Below are 17439 nucleotides of genomic sequence, written 5' to 3' on the forward strand. Positions count from 1 at the left end.
CTTTACTTTCCTTATATAATATTAGCGGTTTGACGCGTTAAAGCGAATTAGTGATTCCCCATATCTTAGCGAATTCTGAAGAGCTTGTCAATTCATTTATTTGAAAATTATGTTTTGGTAAATTGCAATATTAAATGCAACAAAACATGAAAGTTCAGACTCACCGTGACTTATGCAATATTTTCGAGCTCTTCTAGAAAACATTCCTCAGGCGTTCGATAGGCGAGAATCTTTCTAGGTAGGCGGTTACACCAATTCTCCACGTACAAGATCGTCTCATCCGCAACGGAGGATATAGCTTTACCTTTAGGAATAAACCTACGGATCAATCCGTTGTGGCGCTCATTCGTGCCACGTTCGGAAGAAGTATAAGGATAAGTATAGAAGATATCTGTGTCTTCGTTGATTAGGGTAGGGACGAGTTCTGCAAACTCAGAGCCATTGTCAGAAGTAATGGTCTTGAATACACGAGAGAACATAGAACCATAGGTATTTCGCAATTCATTAATCGAGGCAATTACGGCCTCACTTCCCTTAGAGGCAATCTTTATAATGATTTCTTTACGGGTCTTCCGCTCAGTAATTGTTAAGAGAGCTTCGTCTAGGCTTTTTTTTCCGATGACAGTATCAATCTCCCAGTGGCCAAATTCCTTACGGTCTTCGATTTCTGCAGGACGTTCAATAATACTGCGACCAAAGATTCGCTTGTTTACGCGTATTCGCTTTTTCTTTGTATTTAGCCGTAGTTTCATAGGAAGATCAATGTTTCTCACTGCGATGAATCCACGTTCAATATAGTTATATAGAGTCTTTGTGGATACAGTAGCACCCTGAAAAAGACCGCCGGCTTGGGCAAATCCACAAACAGCATCAGGGGACCATTTGTCATCCAGTATCTTCGACTCAACAAATTGAATGAATTCCAGTGAATGATCAAGCTTAATCTTAGCCCCACAAACCATTCGGTTTGTATCGTACTTTGTCTGCCCTGTTTCCGGAAAGTAGGCCTGATAAGTGGATCGATCCGAACGCATCTGTGTTGTAGTACCACGTTTAATTTCACGCCAGACAGTCGTACGATCGTGTCCTATGCCAACTGCGATTTCCTGCATGGACTTGCCTTGTGAGTGTAGGGCAGCTATCATTCCACGTTCGAAACTAGTAAGGTGTTTGAAAGTCCGTAGGGTTGTGCTAGAATTAGTGCAAGCCATTAGATAAACCTCCCGTTATGATCTTGTTTTAGTCGACTTAATCATACACGGTTTATCTGTGGCTTTTCACGTTTTAAGCTGTTGCATTTAATTTTACAACTAGCCAAAATTATGTTTTTATTTTCTAGATAAAACTAGCCATGCACTTGGATAAGGTGCATGGCTAGTTTTTTATAATAATCACTCCATTGATCATACACGGAGGTTATTCTAATGATTAGAATCTGAAAGGATTAGCATTTTCTCAAAAAGTCGATTTGAAATTAACTCATACCCAGCAGCGTTTGGATGCAGGGAATCACTAAAGTACCTTTTTTTAGGTTTACCTTCAAACAAATCAATTGTCGGAACAAACATATTCGGTTCATAATATGAAGAAACCTTAGTTATGTCCTTGTTCCATTTATTGATCTCTGCAAGGATCTGTTTGTGGTTTTTATATTGGGTATAAGGATTGTAAAGCCCCATCACAATAATTGGTGCAGATCCATTTTCATTTCTTATTTTTTCAAGAATCTGTTGCAGATTTCTGGAGAAATCACTTCTTCCATCCTTCATCTTTTTGAGATTAATCGGATTGAATTGATATTTGGCACTCCTTCTAAAATCATTTGTTCCAATATATACAATGATATAATTTGATTCTTGAATTTCTTTTTTAATTTTTTCACTCTTAAGCTGTTCTATCAGATTTTCTGCAGTATAACCTGGTATACCATAATTATTTATGTGTACAGTGGTTCCCTTTAACCTCTCAAACTGCTCATTAAACCTTCCAATATAACCTTTATTCAATGGATCTCCGGTTCCATAAGTAATTGAATCACCCAGTGCAACCACAGCTAATACGTTCCTCTGAACGGAAGAACCAGAAAGAACTACTATCATTAAAACCATAACCATGTAGGTCAATATAGTATAATTTCTCATCAACAACTCCCACTAACGCCTATATAAACTTCACTTATAAATCTCTCATCTTTTCTGGACTAGTTATTAACCTCTTTCAAATTATTTGTGAAGTTCATTACATAGTTCTTTAATGCCGACATTTTAAGTTCAATAAATGGTTGGGCGATTGCTTTAATTACATTACTTGAAAGGATCGTAATAATTAGTAATGAAAGGAAAATAAGCACGAAAACTTGCCCTGGTTCATTTAATAATTCTTCTAATCCGCTATTTCTAAAATATTTAATAAAAAAGCCATGTAAAAGGTAAACATATAAAGATCTCGTTCCCCATTTTGTGAAAAAGAAATTTTTTCTTGGAACAAATGCAAAAAATCCAAGCGTTGTGAGTAAAGTTAACATATAAACTCCTAAGCGAACGATTCCGCCATTAATACCAGAAACATGAAAATCAATATAAGGCTTTGATCCAAAAAACCATTTATAATTAAATTCAGGTAGTATATAAAATGCTAATAATATCGAAAGTAGAATGATTAACGATATGAGTTTGATTTTAATATCTCGTATTTTCAGAAAGTGTTCTCTTTTCAAATAAAAACCCAGTAAATACAATGGGAAAAATACAAGTGTTCTTGATAGGCTTAAATAATCGTTTATTCCATTAAAATAACCGACTACTACCCCCAAACAAACTGATAGCAAAAGTCCATATCTGGCTTTCCATTTCGTAAATAGAAAAAGCATAATATTCCAGCAAAATAAACTCACCAAAAACCATAATGACCATTCTGGGACCAAGGGATCAATTTTGATTTCATCTTTTTCATGAATAAAATAATAATAGAATGAATAAATTCCTTGAAAGATTAAATAAGGCCCAATCAGCTTTTTTGTTATTTTTAATAAATAACCCTTTTGTCTAAATCCTTTGGCAAAGTACCCGGAAATTAATATAAATGCTGGCATATGAAATAGATAAATCGTGGTATACAAAGCAAAAATGAATTTGTTTTCCTGAATGTATGATTGAAGTAGGTGACCGAACACCATTAGAAAAATTAATAAAACCTTCGCGTTGTCATAGTAGGCTTCCCTAGTTTTCATGGAACCTTCCTGAACCTCCAAAATTCAAATTTTCACAACTATATTGTCTTGTTCTTTAAGGAACAATAGGTAGTTGGTTTGGTAAAACTATTATATTATTTACCTTTTTTTATTTTTTTTCAAGTTAAAATAACTACATATTAACAAAACAGCCTCGCACTAATGATTAGTGCGAGGCTGTTATTTTTATACTAGGCCATTAATTTGCAAATATCATTTGTAAATTCAACTGGATCGTTGATTGGTAACCCTTCGATTAACAATGCTTGATTGTACAAAAGCTTAGTATAAAGATCTAATTTAGTCTTATCGCTTGCAAACGCATCTTTTAAGGAAAGGAATACCTCATGATTTTTATTAATTTCCAATACCTTGTCTGCTTTGACGTTTTGGTTATCAGGCATTGCACTTAGGACTTTTTCCATTTCGATTGTGATTTCACCGTCTGTTGATAAACAAACAGGATGAGACTTTAATCGTTTGGAAATTCTTACATCCTTTACCTTTTCTGCTAAAATGGCTTTCATATAGTCAAAAAGTTCTTTGTTTTCCTTCTCTTCCGACTCGGAGTTTGTTTGATTTTCATCTACTTCAATCCCGAGGTCACCACTTGATATTGATTTGAATTCTTTGTCTTTATAATTGATTAGCATTCTGATGGCAAACTCATCAATTTCATCGGTAAAGTATAATATTTCATAACCCTTTTCCGAAACAAATTCAGTCTGTGGCAACTTTTCAATTCTTTCATTCGATTCCCCAGAAGCATAATAAATATATTTTTGATCTTCAGGCATTCTTGTAACATATTCATCCAAACTAACAAGTTTCTTTTCTTTAGAGGAGTAGAACATCAAAAGGTCCTGCAATAATTCCTTTTCGGCACCAAAATCACTATATACACCATATTTTAATTGTCTGCCAAAGGAATGGTAAAATTCCTCATACTTTTCTCTTTCATTTTTCATTAAACCTTGCAATTCACTCTTAATTTTTTTGTTGATGTTTTTTGCGATTAACTTCAATTGACGATCATGTTGTAGCATCTCTCTAGAAATGTTTAATGATAAATCCTCCGAATCGACCATTCCTTTGACAAAGCTAAAATAGTCTGGAAGTAAGTCTGCACATTTGTTCATGATCAATACGCCATTTGAATATAGCTCTAAGCCCTTTTCAAATTCCTTTGAATAGTAATCAAATGGAATTTTTTCAGGGATATACAATATGGCATTATATCTTATTGTTCCATCCACACTGATATGTAAATGTTTGATAGGTTTGTCAAAACCGTATCGTTTTTCGATATAAAATTTATCGTAATCGTCTGCTGTTAGCTCATTTTTATTCTTTTTCCAAATAGGAACCATACTATTGATAATTTGTTCTTCGGAATAATCTTCAAATTCATTTTCGCTACCTTCTTTAGGCCTTTTTCCAGTTACATCCATCTTGATTGGATAGCGAATAAAGTCAGAGTATTTTTTGATGATCGATTTTAAGTGATACTCTTCAAGATACTCTTCATAGTTATCATCTTCTGTGTTCTCTTTTATTTTAAGGATAATCTCAGTTCCTACTGACTCTTTCTCATATGGCTCAATTGTATATCCTTCTGCACCAGTTGACTCCCACTTATATCCTTGATCGCTGCCTACTGCTTTACTGATTACTGTAACATCGTCTGCCACCATAAAAGCTGCATAAAATCCTACGCCGAACTGACCAATGATATCATATCCATCTTTTAATTCATTTTCTTTTTTAAAGGCTAATGAACCACTTTTGGCGATAATTCCAAGGTTATTTTCCAGCTCTTCCTCGGTCATTCCAATTCCAGTATCAATGATTTTCAAAGTCCGATTTTCTTTGTCGGCAACTACTTTTATGTAATAACTGTCTTTGCTAAAACTTAGCGTATCGTCCGTTAATGCTTTGTAGTAAATTTTATCAATCGCATCACTAGCGTTAGAGATGAGCTCCCTCAGAAATACTTCACGATGAGTATAAATTGAATTAATCATCATTTCTAGTAACCGTTTAGATTCTGCTTGAAACTGTTTTTTTGCCATTATTATTTCTCCTTTCATTTTTAGAACTACGTGAACACCCATTCAATTAGTATAAAGGAAAATAGATGATTTTAAAAACTAGACATCTTACAATTAGCACTCTATCCTATCGAGTGCTAATCCGATATACATTTAATATCACACTCTCTATTTTCATGTCAATATGTTGTTATTAAAAAAGGCTATTTCCGTAAATTTTGTTTGCCATTTTTCAAAGAGAAGTGTTGTTGATTTCCGCTCCGGGATGCTCGCTTTCCGCGGAGCGGGCGGTGAGCATCCTCGGCGCTTTCCACAAAAACAATAGAGCCTAAAATAAAAAGGAGATTAGTTATCATCATAGGATGATCTCCAATCTCCTTTTATTGACACTTTGTTAGTGATTAGTTTTCTGCTAATTTCCGAGAATTCTCTTGACCGGTAGTTCTTTCTACCGAATCTTCTTCCGCTCTTTTTGCCCGTTTGATGAACAATGCAAGAACTAGTGCCAGGAGTGCAATAAATACTGTTACAAAGAAAGCATCATTAATTCCTTCTAGCATGGCTTTCATGGTAATTTGTTCTTTTATTTGAGCGAGCATTTCAGGTGTTGGCGCCACTCCAGCAGCTGCTGCCTTCTCAGTCGCCTTCTTCATCATACCTGCTGCAATTTCAGTAGCATGTGTTTTTGCACGATTTGACATGATTGTGATTAATAATGCAGTACCAATAGCTCCAGATACTTGTGACATTGTATTATTCATCGCAGTACCGTGTGGATAGAAGCGAGCTGGTAACTGGTTTAAGCCATTTGTGGTTACTGGCATATTTACCATGGACATACCAAACATACGAACAGAATATAAAATAATTAAATTTGTATAGGTAGTGTCAAGTGTTAATTTACTGAAATAATAGCTAGTTACAGCCGTAATAGTTAAGCCAACAATGGCTAACATACGTCCACCAAACTTATCAAATAATTTACCGGTAATCGGCATCATAATCGCCATTAAAATCGCACCCGGTAACATCATTAAGCCAGCATCTAGTGGAGAAATACCGCGAACAGTTTGAACATATATTGGTGTTAATAACATCCCCGAAAACATCGCCATGGTAACAACCATGGAAATAACGGATGATAAAGCAAACATTGGGTATTTATAGATCCTGAAGTTAAGCATTGGTTTTTCCTGCTTTAATTGACGTAAAATAAACCAAACTAGTGAAATGAAACCAATAGAAAGCGTCAAGTATACTTCAGGACTATCCCAGCCTTTTTTACCTGCAGAACTAAATCCATACAACAAGCCGCCAAAACCTAAGCTGGATAAAAGGACCGAAAAGAAATCAAGTCGCAGGTCAATTTTATCTTTTTTGTCTTTTAGTAAGAAAAAGCCAATTAAGAAAATGATTATGGCAAAAGGCGTTACAAAGTGAAATAGCATTCTCCAGTCATAATGTTCAATAATCCAACCAGATAAAGTCGGTCCAATTGCTGGTGCAAACATTAAAACTAACCCAAATACCCCCATTGCAGCTCCCCTTTTCTCAACCGGGAAGCTGGTCAACATGACATTCATTAATAACGGCATCAAGATAGCTGATGCTGAAGCTTGAAGCATCCGACCCGCTAATAGAATCGGAAATATGTGTGCAATTCCAGCAACAAGGCTCCCTAGTGTAAATAAAGCCATTGCTGCTAAGAACAGATTCCGAACAGAAAATTTTTGAATTAAGAATGCAGTAGTTGGAATCAGTATCCCATTTACTAACATAAAGCCTGTAGTCAGCCACTGTACTGTAGATGCTTCAATGTTTAAGTCCTTCATTATCGATGGTAAGGCGATATTTAATAACGTATTGTTTAAAAAAGCAATAAAAGCTCCGAATATCAAGACCGCAATCACTCCGTATGGTGGGCGATCAGTCTTTTTTATGGAATGGTTCATTGTTTTCCCCCTAGACATTTAGTTCATTGTTTTATACTATCGGTTCAGATAGAAATATATCATATAACATCAGTTCAATTTTTGCAATCAAAATATATCCTGATATTTACTAGGATTTGTTTATTAATCAAAAATCATGTACTATGATTTTTGTACACACAGTCTATTATGATTATAGGTGATGATATGAAAGACAGGAAACAGCATGTCATAAAAATGGCCCATCAGTTATTTATCGAAAAAGGATTTCAAGCCACATCCATTCAGGATATTTTAGACTATAGTAGGATATCTAAAGGAACCTTTTATAATTATTTTTCATCAAAGAATGAATTATTAATTGCCCTTTTTAAAACGATATACAAGAAACTGGAACTGGATCGTAACGAATTACTGATTGGCCAAGATTCTGCTAACATTGACATTTTCATTACACAAATTGAATTACAAATGAAAACGAATAGAGCAAATAAATTGTTTTCACTCTTTGAAGAAGTAAACTTCTCAAATGATGTGGAACTAAAACAATTCATAAAATTAGGTAACTTAAGCATGTTACGTTGGGTATACAATCGGTTTACTGACATCTTCGACGATAGTACGAAACCATATTTGTTGGATTGTGCCATTATGTTTATGGGGCTCTTACAGTACAACCTTAAATATTATGCATTGGGTCATGAATCAAATGCCAGCATCCACCAGGTAGTCCGTTATAGTGTTGACCGTGTTGTCAAGATGGTTGACGAAGTAACAAAATCTAGAGTTCAATTAATTGAACCTGAGGTATTAGAGAGTTGGTTTCCTGACTGTAAAAAAAACGATCAAGAATTTCAGCAAAAGCTTCATCAGGCTGTATTTTCATTAAAAAAGGCTTTAAGTACTTGTGAAGACCCAACAAAGTACACTGAGTTGCTAGACTTTGTTCAGGATGAACTATTGCACTCAAAGGACCCTCGAGTATTTTTGATTGAAAGTGCTCTTTTATCTTTGAAAACAAGTAACGAAATTTTTAGTTTTGAAGAACTCCAAAAGCTTGATCAACTGATTTCAGAACATTTTAATCAACAAGTGGAAAAATCCTAGAGGCACCTTTGTCTCCTAAATTTGAATAATAAAGACAGCCACCTGTAGTGACATTGGTGCTATTTTCACCCGAGCACCAGGATAGTGATGATAAATAATTGTTATTTATCATTCTAGATAGCAAGAAAATAAAAGCTAATCCACGGATTGAAATTATCCCCTGGATTTGTTATAATAAAGTGGTTTTAACATTAACGAGGGGGAACATTATTTTTATGTCAGTCGAAGTAGGCAGCAAGGTCCAAGGTAAAGTAACAGGCATCACCAATTTTGGAGCATTCGTAGAATTACCAGGAGGCGCAACAGGTCTTGTGCATATCAGTGAGGTTGCGGATAGCTATGTAAAAGATGTTAATGACCATCTCAAAGTAGGCGACCAGATTGAAGTAAAAGTGATTAGTGAAAAAGAGGGAAAAATAGCCTTGTCTATTAAGAAGGCTATAGATAGACCCGAAGGACAAAGCACTTCTTATTCGCAACGCCCAGCAAGACAGGGAAGACCAGATAGTCGTTCAAAAGACTTCCGTGGTTCAAAAAGCAATTTCAAACCAAAAGAAAATTTCGAAGATAAAATGGCCAAGTTTTTAAAGGCTAGCGAAGAGAATTTATCTACCCTCAAACGTAGCACTGAAACAAAACGAGGCGGTAGAGGCGGAAGACGCGGGTAACCTGCCGCGTTTTTTCAAAATTTCATCATAGAGATTAAGGCAAGCCTGCATTAACAAGGCTTGCCTTCTATTTTGGAGATTAATTCAACTTAGCAAGACAAAAGCTTCTTACTGGGTGTTAACATAATATTATTATTGTCATCCTTTTATTTTTGTATCCCGTAAAAATTCCTGCTAGCACTTCTTTTTCCATCCTATAATCTACCTTCTTAGACAGCCGCTCGCTCCAATTCACTTCTTTATCAACAGTTTGCAAATAATCAACACCGAGCTTTAACTCGGCCTTTTTATAAGTTTTTTTCAACTTCTTTTGCCTCAGCAATAATTTGGTTCATTAACTCTTCAACAGACAGATTTTTAGCCAAACTTGCACTTTGGCCTGCCCATAATGACATATATTCTGGGTTGTTTTGCATTGAAGCAGCCTTTCTAATCGTGCTTGTTAATGTATTTTGAATCGGAAAATCTGGCAGTGTCACTTCATGTTCCTGGAGATGGGAATAGAATTTGTTTTTTATCCCCCTAGCCCATTTTCCAGAATACACTCGAGTTAAAACTGTTTGATCTCCCTTAGATTTAAGAATGGCTTGTTTGTGGGCATTGTGAGCGCCACTTTCCAAACAGGTTAAGAATGCCGTTCCCATCTGTACTCCCGATGCTCCTAAACAAATCGATGCCCTTAATCCTTTACCATCCATAATTCCTCCTGCAGCCAATATTGGAATATTCACCTCTGCCACTACTTGTGGAATGAGTGATATTAATCCAATTGAACTATCTTGAGGGTTGCCTACAAATGTTCCGCGGTGTCCACCCGCCTCACTTCCTTGAACGACAATGATATCCATTCCGACATCTTCTATAATTTTGGCTTCTCTAGCTGTTGTTGCTGTTCCTATTAAAGTGATTTGATGTTTTTTTAACTCTTTTATAACTTCCTTAGAAGGAACCCCAAAAGTAAAGGAACATACTGGGACTCCTTCTTCTATTACAACTCTTAGTTGTTCATGAAAAGTCTCCCATTCATTTTTAACAATGGGAAGTTTATAGGAAATGTTTTTTAAATTTAGCTGTTCTTTAATGGGTTGTAACAATTGGTTTGCTTTTAAAATAGCACTCTCTGAAACATTAAATTCGCTGGGAATAAATAGGTTTATCCCAAAATTTTTCTTGGTTAATTGCTTAACTTCCCTTATTTGATCACGAATTTGGCTGGAACTCATATATCCAGCACCAATCATTCCTAGACCACCTGCATTTGATACGGATGATACTAGACTTGAAGTCGTGATCCCTCCAGCCATAGGTGCCTGAATAATTGGATGTTCAATTTGCAGGAGTTTTGTCATTTTACTTTGCATCATAAATCGCCTCCACGGATTTGTACATTCCTACACTTTCATCTTTACATAGGGAAAATCCTTTTTTAAAATGCCTTTTTTAATTTACATTGTTGATTTTAAAACTTTTTCTGCCAATACCCACTCTTTTGGCAACGATGGTGTCTCTTTGTTTATCTTTTGGCTCACCGAACTTATTGACAATCAACTTCCACCGATAAACTGTAATAAAGCCGTAACAACTGCATGGGTTGAGTGTGACTATATCACAGAGATCGAACGTGTTAAAAAACGATAATAATGTTAAGAGAAAGCATATCCTTCTTCCTTTTTCGATTATCAGCTTTGACGTTGACAAGGATCTATATTTGATTCGGAGGGAATTTAAATGGTAGCCGTAAGTGAAAAGCTAGAACAGAAATTGATGGATATTTTTGGGAACAGAGTTAGAACAGATCGGGTTGAACGGAAAATGTATTCCTATGACGTGGGTGCATTACCAGGTTTGGTAAAGCCTTTTCTTCCAGTTGGGATTCCCGGTGGAGTTGTTCGTCCTGAAAATGACGAGCAAATCGTGCAGCTTGTTAGACTGGCAGACGAGGAAAATGTGAAGCTAGTTCCACGTGGAATGTCTACATCCGGGTTTGGAGGTGTACTTCCAGAGGAAGGAGCGATCGTAATCGATATTTCTGGCATGAATCGAGTCATTGCGATTGATAAGGAGAACCTACAGGTTACCGTAGAGGCCGGTATTATTTGGGAACAATTGCAAAGACAATTAAAAAAAGAGGGCCTCGACTTGATTTTATATCCTTCTTCCCTTCCTTCTTCCACTGTTGGTGGCTTATTAGCACAGGGTGGTACTGGTTTCGGCGGGTATGAATTTGGGGTTTTTAAAGAAAATGTTCTTGAAGCGAATGTGATTTTACCTGACGGGGATATAAAGACCTTTACCGGCTCGGAACTACAGCTTTATATTGCCGATATGGAAGGAATTACCGGTATCATTACCAAGATTACGATGAAAGTAAGAGAGTTGGAACCTGAAGTTCATCGATTAATTTCTTTTAGAGACAACCAAGCCATCGGGAATGCTTTATCTGCTATTTATAAAGCGGAATTACCGATTTGGTCGATTACTTTTTTAAACCCTGAATCAATGAGATTAAAAAAGAAGCTTCCCCACCGGCATGGCCATCCTTATGAGGAAAAGAACCGGAAGGCAGATCCCGAATTACCCGAAACATTTGTTCTTGTCATTGCTTATCCTGCATCTAGACACGAAGCAATTAATAAAGGTTTAAGTGAAATCACCAATGAGCATGGAGGCACCGAACTTTCTCAGGAGGCAGCCGAACATGAATGGTCTGATCGCTTTAAACCGATGCGGTTTAAAAGAATTGGTCCTTCGATCATTCCAACTGAAGTAGTAGTACCACTAAAAAATTTGGCAGCAGTGCTAACTGATATTGATACTAAAATCAAACATTCCTTTGTCCTGGAAGGAATGGCTGCTAAAAGGGAAAAGGTTATTTTGCTAGGTTTTATCCCCCATGATGAACGGACCTTTGCGTTTAACATGGCATTTGCTTTGTCCCTTTCGGTGATTGAAATAGCTAAAAAGCATGGTGGTTCTGCCTATGCAACTGGACTTTACTTCCGACGTGAAGCCAAGAATGTTTTTGGTCATGATCGATATGAAAAAGTGAAATCCTATAAAGCTGAGATTGATCCGAAAGGTTTATTTAACCCCAATAAGGTATTAGGGGGCGGCCTAATTGATACTATCATGGGGACAGCGTCCACTTTTGAACCCCTTATCCGACCTATTGCAAACGCAGCAACTGCACCATTAGGAGATGCAGTTAGGGAGGGCAAGAAAAAAGGAATACCAGGCGATATTGCCTATTACGCCACTGCGTGCTCTCGCTGTGGATATTGTGTATCTACATGCGAACAATTTGCAGGAAGAGGTTGGGAATCCCAATCACCAAGAGGAAAATACCATTATATTCGCGAGGTCATTGCAGGCAGGGAAAAATTCAATCCTGATACAGTTCAAAACTTTTTGCTCTGTACAACCTGTGAAGTCTGTAACACTCGCTGTCAATTGGACATTCCAATCGAGCATAACTGGATGGAGCTGAGGGGAAATCTTATTGATGAGGAAAAACGAATGACCTTCCCTCCTTTCGAAATGATGGCTGCATCACTCCGTGGAGAACGTAATATTTGGGCGGGTAAGAAAGAAAAACGGGCAAACTGGGTCCCTGACGAAATAAAGGCAAAAATAAAAGAGAAAGCCGATGTTTTATATTTTGCCGGCTGTACCGCCTCTTTTGTGAACACTGATGTTGCTGAAGCCACTGTAAGATTATTGGATCAGGCCGGAGTTGATTTTTCCTATATGGGCAGTGATGAAGCTTGCTGCGGGATTCCGATGAAGGTGGCGGGAAAATGGGATGTGTTCGAAGAGATTTTTGAACACAATGTTGCAGAAGCTAAAAAGCGCGGGGCAAAAACGATCGTCACTTCATGTCCGGCCTGTGGTTTAGTTTGGAAAGAGTTATATGCCGAATTAGCTGCTAAAAAAGGTATCGAATATGATTTCGAAGTGAAGCATTATTCTGAGATTGCTGCAGAAGCAATCAAAGATGGAAAACTTAAATTTGACCATGAAGTAAATGAGAGAGTCACCTTCCACGATTCTTGCCATGCTGGTAGAGCGCAAGGAATCTATGAGCCACCAAGAGATCTATTAAAAGCAATTCCAGGAGTCGATTTTGTCGAGATGGAGCATAATCGTGAGGAAGGGCTATGCTGTGGATCGGTCCTTACCTTAATTGGTGAAATGCCCGTCGCACCAAAACTGGGAGGAATAAGGTTGCAAGAGGCTGTCGATGCGAAAGCAAAAACGGTAGTGGCTTTATGCCCTTGCTGCCAAGTTCAGCTTCGGGATTCAAACAGCAAGAATAAGCTAGACTTACAGATAACCGACTTAGCCCGTTTTGTCATGGAAGGGCTCGGCTATCATATCGAAGATAAAACCGATTACTCATTGGAAATGTGGAGTTACTTTGAAAAATTTATCGTTTTAATGAATCCGGAAGTCCTTGCTGATGTTATGGCTTCATTATTGAAACCTATGATGGAAAACATGCCAGCAGGTATGGTGCCAATGATGAAAGCCATGAAGCACACGCCGGGCGGATTGAATATGATGGCTAAAATGATGCCAACCTTAATGCCGAAGCTAGTTCCAGAAATTATGCCAAAGGTGATGCCTGAAATGTTAGCGGAGGTATCACGGAGAGTAGGGCCACTTCCAGATGACATGGAGCAACTGATGCCAGATTTACTTCCTAAGACACTAGATGCATTAATGCCCAACATGCTCCCTCTTATCATTCCGCATATTACACCTAGAATGATTGAGTATATTAAAACAGAGTTATAGTTTAATTGATTTTGACGTTTAAAAAAGATGATGGTCTAGTTAAATTGACCGTCATCTTTTATTGTGCCAACATTTTTAGTTTTTCAAGATCGTTCACAAAGATGGCTCCTCGAGATGTGGAGATTATTTGGTCACTTTCTATATGCTTTAACATTCTACTTACCACTTCACGAGCAGACCCAATATTTTTCGCTATCGTTTCATGTGTAATACATAATGTTTGGCTATCCTCAAGAACTGTTTGTTCTAAGATAAAACTGGCCACCCGCTTAGATAAGCTACCAAAAACGACCTGTTCCATCACCCACATAGCTGATGAGAATCGTGAAGCCATGTGCTCCAACATGTATTCTTTAACATTTATATTATAGTGACTTATTTCTTCAAAAACAATTGATGGAATTAAATAAATGGAGCTGTCTTTTTCAACATCAAGATAGATTTTGAAATTCAAATTATTAAATAAGCACGATGCCGAAAGAATGCAAATATCTTTTGCATTAAGCCTAAAAAGTGAAATTTCTTTTCCGTCAGCAGACATAATAAAGGCTCTAATCCTTCCAGTCTCCACCACAACCAGTCCGTTACAATGATCATTCTGCTCTGAAAGCTGTCCTCCCTTGGACAACACTTGCCGAGTCATTGCCCGCTTTAATTGATCTTGTTCATCAAAATTTAATTGTTCATAAAAAGGAATACACTCTTTAATAAAATTAACCTCTTCTACACCTAACATTTGCTCACGACCCTATTAGAAGTCCAAAAAGATAACACATTTATAGGTAGAATCTTAAAATCCTCTATTACGGAAATTATACCATATTCAATTAACAAATATCCCGATCCGACTCGTTATAGCAAAAAGGCTGACCTTAAAAGTCATTAAAAAATAACTTTTAGAGTCAGTCTCTTTTTCACCCGGCTTTACTTGTTTTTAGATTCAGTTTTCCCTGTACCTTCAGCTAGCTGATCAAAAGACTTGACCTTGCCATGTGGGTTTTGTGATTGTTTTCTTGCTTTCCATTGTTCTGCTTCTGTTCGATTAGATTCAGTCATCTTTTTAATGCCCCTTTTCTAAAGTTAGTCAAAAATAGATTAACCTTACAGACAATTTTCATGCACTATTAGTAAACATTTTGAAAAACCATTGCTTAGGTTCTATTGTCAAGTTTCTTTCGGTGTTGTAATTTTTATATAAAAGAAAAACAAAAAAACATGTTAAAATCTATTTCGATAGCTAATTTGCATTATGATTGGAGAAATATAATTTGGAGACTTTTACCGAGCGAGTGATTTACATTATTCAGCAAATTCCATCAGGAAAAGTAATGACTTACGGGCAAATAGCGAGTTTGGCAGGAAGCCCAAGAGGTGCACGCCAAGTGGTTCGAATTCTCCATTCAATGAGTGAAAAATATCACCTTCCCTGGCATCGAGTCATAAATGCTAAAGGTGAGATTGGACTAAAAGCGGAAGAGTCATTTTTTATCCAAAGGACGTCATTAGAAAGTGAGGGCATCAAGTTCTATGATGAAAACTCCATTAACTTAAATGACTACCAATTTCATCCGATTATTACTGAATATAGATAAGGTACTACTGATTACGGCCAATAGAATTTACCACTTCTACCATTTTTTGCACCAGTATTTGACCAGTAATTTGTCACACTTTGCCAGATTTTTACCAATAAAAGACCCTCTAATTCACTATTTTGTATGGTAGCGGTAGCGCCAGGAAAATGAGGATATAAACTGTATGAAAATTAAAATATAAAAAGCCTAATTTCTCGGTGTTGTAAGTGAGAAATTAGGCTTTAGTTACATCATATAAGTGCACGATAGCTGAATAGTGGTAAATGCAATAGATCTGCAAAAATGCTTTTTGATTTTTTTACTAAGGCGCCCCTTTAAGCATATTTCTTCACAAATGGCTGTTATTTGGTTATGAATACTAGAAAAGAGGCTATCCAACATTCTCCCTTTTAATGATACTCTCTGTCGAATCCCTTTTTTTTATTTTATATCCTATATAAAGAATCAAAAACCATATAGGTGCTACAACTAATGCGATTCGCATGTCCTTAATAAATGCCATTAAGACAATGACAAGTGCTAAAAATGTCAAAGCTAAATAGGTTGAAACTGGGTATAACGGCATTTTAAATGCTAATTTTTTTATTTCATTTTTTGTTTTGGATTGTCTAAACTTTAATTGTGTAATCAGGATAATCGTCCAGCTAGTAATAACCGCAACCGTTGCAACAGAAGAAATATACAGAAACACTTTTTCAGGAATAATATAATTCAAAACTACTGCGACTGATAAAAACATTGAAGAGATTAGGATTCCTCGTCTCGGACTTCCATTCTTGCTAAGCTCTCCGAAATATTTCGGACCGTTATTTTGCAGTGATAAATTGTATAACATTCTTCCTGAAGCGAATACCCCACTATTAAAGGCAGATAAGGCTGCTGTTATGAGAACGAAGTTAATTATATTTGCCGCACCAGGAATTCCAACTTTATCAAAAATTAACACAAATGGACTTCCAATCATGCCTACCTCATTCCAAGGATATATAATCATCATGACTCCTAATGCACCAATATAAAAAATTAATATTCTCCAGATTACATTGTTGATGGCTGTTGGAATTGATTGTTGAGGATTTTTTGCTTCCCCTGCCGTAACTCCAACTAATTCTACCCCGCCAAATGAAAACATTACGAGGACCATTGACATAATAATACCTTTGATTCCATTTGGCATAAATCCTCCATGAGTCCAAAGATTGTCAAAACCGATTGGCTGACCTCCGTTCCCAATTCCGAGGAAAATGATTCCTAAACCAAGGAGAATCATTCCGATTATAGTTACAACTTTAATCAGTGCAAACCAGAATTCAAACTCTCCAAATGCTTTTACATTTGCAAGGTTTATCATTGTAATTACGATAAGTGCAGCCAATGCTGTCAGCCATTGTGGAATTTCCGGAAACCAGTAATTCACATAAACACCAACCACCGTTATTTCTGCCATTCCAACGACAACCCACATAAACCAATAGGTCCAGCCTGATAAATAACCTGCAAACGCCCCTAAATATCGATGTGCATAAGAACTAAATGAACCTGAAACCGGTTCATCCACAGCCATTTCCCCAAGTGCTCTCATAATTGTAAAAATAACTAAGCCTCCGATTAAATAGGAGAACAAAATGGATGGACCAGCCATTTGAATGGTTGCACTTGAACCATAAAACAATCCAACTCCAATTGCACCTCCAAGTGCAATTAACTGGATATGCCTATTGTCTAAACCACGTTGAAGTCTCTTATTTTGATTATCTTTACTCAATCAAAATTCCTCCCTTAAATAATATAAAAAGATAAAAAAAAAACGCCCTTTTGGATTAACCAAAAGGACGATTTAAACACGTGTTACCACCTTTATTTCATAAGCAACTCATATTGCTTACCTTTGTAAGTACAGTCATCTGACGATACTTTAGCACATGATTACGGGTGCTAAGCCGGTGTATCCTACTAAGGAATCCTTTTCAGTACACAGCTCCAAGATGAATTCACAATCATTCAACATGCACCTCTCATCAACCGGTAACTTTCTGTCTGTTTACATGATTGTTACTACTT

14 protein-coding genes and 1 other annotated feature (1 of these 15 cut by a window edge) are annotated in these 17439 nt (G+C 36.7%); of the genes, 4 read left to right on the forward strand and 10 right to left on the reverse strand.

Annotated features, from left to right (window positions below; genetic code table 11):
- Positions 1-170: 170 nt before the first annotated feature.
- The 5 genes from B1NLA3E_RS12520 to B1NLA3E_RS12540 form a co-directional block, all read right to left on the reverse strand.
- Positions 171-1211, reverse strand: a complete 1041-nt coding sequence (locus tag B1NLA3E_RS12520; protein WP_015594202.1) for an IS30 family transposase — start codon at positions 1209-1211, stop codon at positions 171-173.
- A gap of 210 nt (positions 1212-1421) precedes the next feature.
- Positions 1422-2141 carry a GDSL-type esterase/lipase family protein gene (locus tag B1NLA3E_RS12525; RefSeq protein WP_015594203.1) on the reverse strand — a complete coding sequence of 240 codons (720 nt, stop codon included), beginning with the start codon at positions 2139-2141 and terminating at the stop codon, positions 1422-1424.
- A 59-nt stretch (positions 2142-2200) separates the two neighbouring features.
- Positions 2201-3229 (reverse strand): acyltransferase family protein, encoded by a 1029-nt coding sequence (locus B1NLA3E_RS12530; protein ID WP_015594204.1) that lies wholly within the window; start codon positions 3227-3229, stop codon positions 2201-2203.
- Positions 3230-3420: 191 nt separating this feature from the next.
- The gene (gene htpG / locus B1NLA3E_RS12535; protein ID WP_015594205.1) at positions 3421-5301 is read right to left on the reverse strand and encodes a molecular chaperone HtpG; all 1881 of its coding nucleotides are present in this window, start codon (positions 5299-5301) and stop codon (positions 3421-3423) included.
- Positions 5302-5681: 380 nt separating this feature from the next.
- Positions 5682-7232 (reverse strand): DHA2 family efflux MFS transporter permease subunit, encoded by a 1551-nt coding sequence (locus tag B1NLA3E_RS12540; RefSeq protein ID WP_015594206.1) that lies wholly within the window; start codon positions 7230-7232, stop codon positions 5682-5684.
- 186 nt (positions 7233-7418) lie between these two features.
- Between B1NLA3E_RS12540 and B1NLA3E_RS12545 the strand changes: the two genes are divergently transcribed.
- Positions 7419-8318: a TetR/AcrR family transcriptional regulator gene (locus B1NLA3E_RS12545; RefSeq protein ID WP_041580502.1), complete on the forward strand. Its 900-nt coding sequence runs from the start codon at positions 7419-7421 to the stop codon at positions 8316-8318.
- Between the two features lie 215 nt (positions 8319-8533).
- Entirely contained in the window at positions 8534-8986 is a 453-nt protein-coding gene (locus B1NLA3E_RS12550) for a S1 domain-containing RNA-binding protein (protein WP_015594208.1), read from the forward strand.
- 118 nt (positions 8987-9104) lie between these two features.
- On the opposite strand, the gene B1NLA3E_RS12555 is transcribed toward B1NLA3E_RS12550, so the two are convergent.
- Together B1NLA3E_RS12555 and B1NLA3E_RS12560 are read right to left on the reverse strand one after the other, a co-directional pair.
- Positions 9105-9290, reverse strand: a complete 186-nt coding sequence (locus B1NLA3E_RS12555; protein ID WP_015594209.1) for a hypothetical protein — start codon at positions 9288-9290, stop codon at positions 9105-9107.
- Positions 9274-10350: an NAD(P)H-dependent flavin oxidoreductase gene (locus B1NLA3E_RS12560; protein WP_015594210.1), complete on the reverse strand. Its 1077-nt coding sequence runs from the start codon at positions 10348-10350 to the stop codon at positions 9274-9276. Before B1NLA3E_RS12560 ends, B1NLA3E_RS12555 begins: the two co-directional genes overlap by 17 nt.
- Positions 10351-10714: 364 nt before the next feature.
- Between B1NLA3E_RS12560 and B1NLA3E_RS12570 the strand changes: the two genes are divergently transcribed.
- Positions 10715-13783, forward strand: coding sequence for an FAD-binding and (Fe-S)-binding domain-containing protein (locus B1NLA3E_RS12570; protein WP_015594211.1), 3069 nt, complete (start codon positions 10715-10717; stop codon positions 13781-13783).
- A gap of 58 nt (positions 13784-13841) precedes the next feature.
- Here B1NLA3E_RS12570 and B1NLA3E_RS12575 read toward each other — a convergent pair whose 3' ends face one another.
- Together B1NLA3E_RS12575 and B1NLA3E_RS25655 are read right to left on the reverse strand one after the other, a co-directional pair.
- Positions 13842-14519 (reverse strand): Crp/Fnr family transcriptional regulator, encoded by a 678-nt coding sequence (locus B1NLA3E_RS12575; RefSeq protein ID WP_015594212.1) that lies wholly within the window; start codon positions 14517-14519, stop codon positions 13842-13844.
- Between the two features lie 188 nt (positions 14520-14707).
- A complete protein-coding gene (locus B1NLA3E_RS25655; RefSeq protein ID WP_236619572.1) occupies positions 14708-14839 on the reverse strand; it encodes a DUF6254 family protein in 132 nt (43 codons plus the stop codon).
- A 212-nt stretch (positions 14840-15051) separates the two neighbouring features.
- Here B1NLA3E_RS25655 and B1NLA3E_RS12580 point away from each other — a divergent pair, with 212 nt between their 5' ends.
- The gene (locus B1NLA3E_RS12580) at positions 15052-15375 is read left to right on the forward strand and encodes an MGMT family protein (RefSeq protein ID WP_015594213.1); all 324 of its coding nucleotides are present in this window, start codon (positions 15052-15054) and stop codon (positions 15373-15375) included.
- A gap of 373 nt (positions 15376-15748) precedes the next feature.
- Here B1NLA3E_RS12580 and B1NLA3E_RS12585 read toward each other — a convergent pair whose 3' ends face one another.
- Positions 15749-17143: an amino acid permease gene (locus tag B1NLA3E_RS12585; protein WP_015594214.1), complete on the reverse strand. Its 1395-nt coding sequence runs from the start codon at positions 17141-17143 to the stop codon at positions 15749-15751.
- 60 nt (positions 17144-17203) lie between these two features.
- Positions 17204-17439, reverse strand: a binding site (T-box leader) (it continues 17 nt past the right edge of the window).

The sequence above is a fragment of the Bacillus sp. 1NLA3E genome (assembly GCF_000242895.2).
GTDB lineage: Bacteria > Bacillota > Bacilli > Bacillales > Cytobacillaceae > Bacillus_BU.

What these genes read in the sequence shown, in the direction of transcription:
- B1NLA3E_RS12520 (WP_015594202.1), bottom strand. Translation starts at nt 1,211, where the DNA reads ATGGCTTGCACTAATTCTAGCACAACCCTACGGACTTTCAAACACCTT.
- B1NLA3E_RS12525 (WP_015594203.1), bottom strand. Translation starts at nt 2,141, where the DNA reads ATGAGAAATTATACTATATTGACCTACATGGTTATGGTTTTAATGATA.
- B1NLA3E_RS12530 (WP_015594204.1), bottom strand. Translation starts at nt 3,229, where the DNA reads ATGAAAACTAGGGAAGCCTACTATGACAACGCGAAGGTTTTATTAATT.
- htpG (WP_015594205.1), bottom strand. Translation starts at nt 5,301, where the DNA reads ATGGCAAAAAAACAGTTTCAAGCAGAATCTAAACGGTTACTAGAAATG.
- B1NLA3E_RS12540 (WP_015594206.1), bottom strand. Translation starts at nt 7,232, where the DNA reads ATGAACCATTCCATAAAAAAGACTGATCGCCCACCATACGGAGTGATT.
- B1NLA3E_RS12545 (WP_041580502.1), top strand. Translation starts at nt 7,419, where the DNA reads ATGAAAGACAGGAAACAGCATGTCATAAAAATGGCCCATCAGTTATTT.
- B1NLA3E_RS12550 (WP_015594208.1), top strand. Translation starts at nt 8,534, where the DNA reads ATGTCAGTCGAAGTAGGCAGCAAGGTCCAAGGTAAAGTAACAGGCATC.
- B1NLA3E_RS12560 (WP_015594210.1), bottom strand. Translation starts at nt 10,350, where the DNA reads ATGATGCAAAGTAAAATGACAAAACTCCTGCAAATTGAACATCCAATT.
- B1NLA3E_RS12570 (WP_015594211.1), top strand. Translation starts at nt 10,715, where the DNA reads ATGGTAGCCGTAAGTGAAAAGCTAGAACAGAAATTGATGGATATTTTT.
- B1NLA3E_RS12575 (WP_015594212.1), bottom strand. Translation starts at nt 14,519, where the DNA reads ATGTTAGGTGTAGAAGAGGTTAATTTTATTAAAGAGTGTATTCCTTTT.
- B1NLA3E_RS25655 (WP_236619572.1), bottom strand. Translation starts at nt 14,839, where the DNA reads ATGACTGAATCTAATCGAACAGAAGCAGAACAATGGAAAGCAAGAAAA.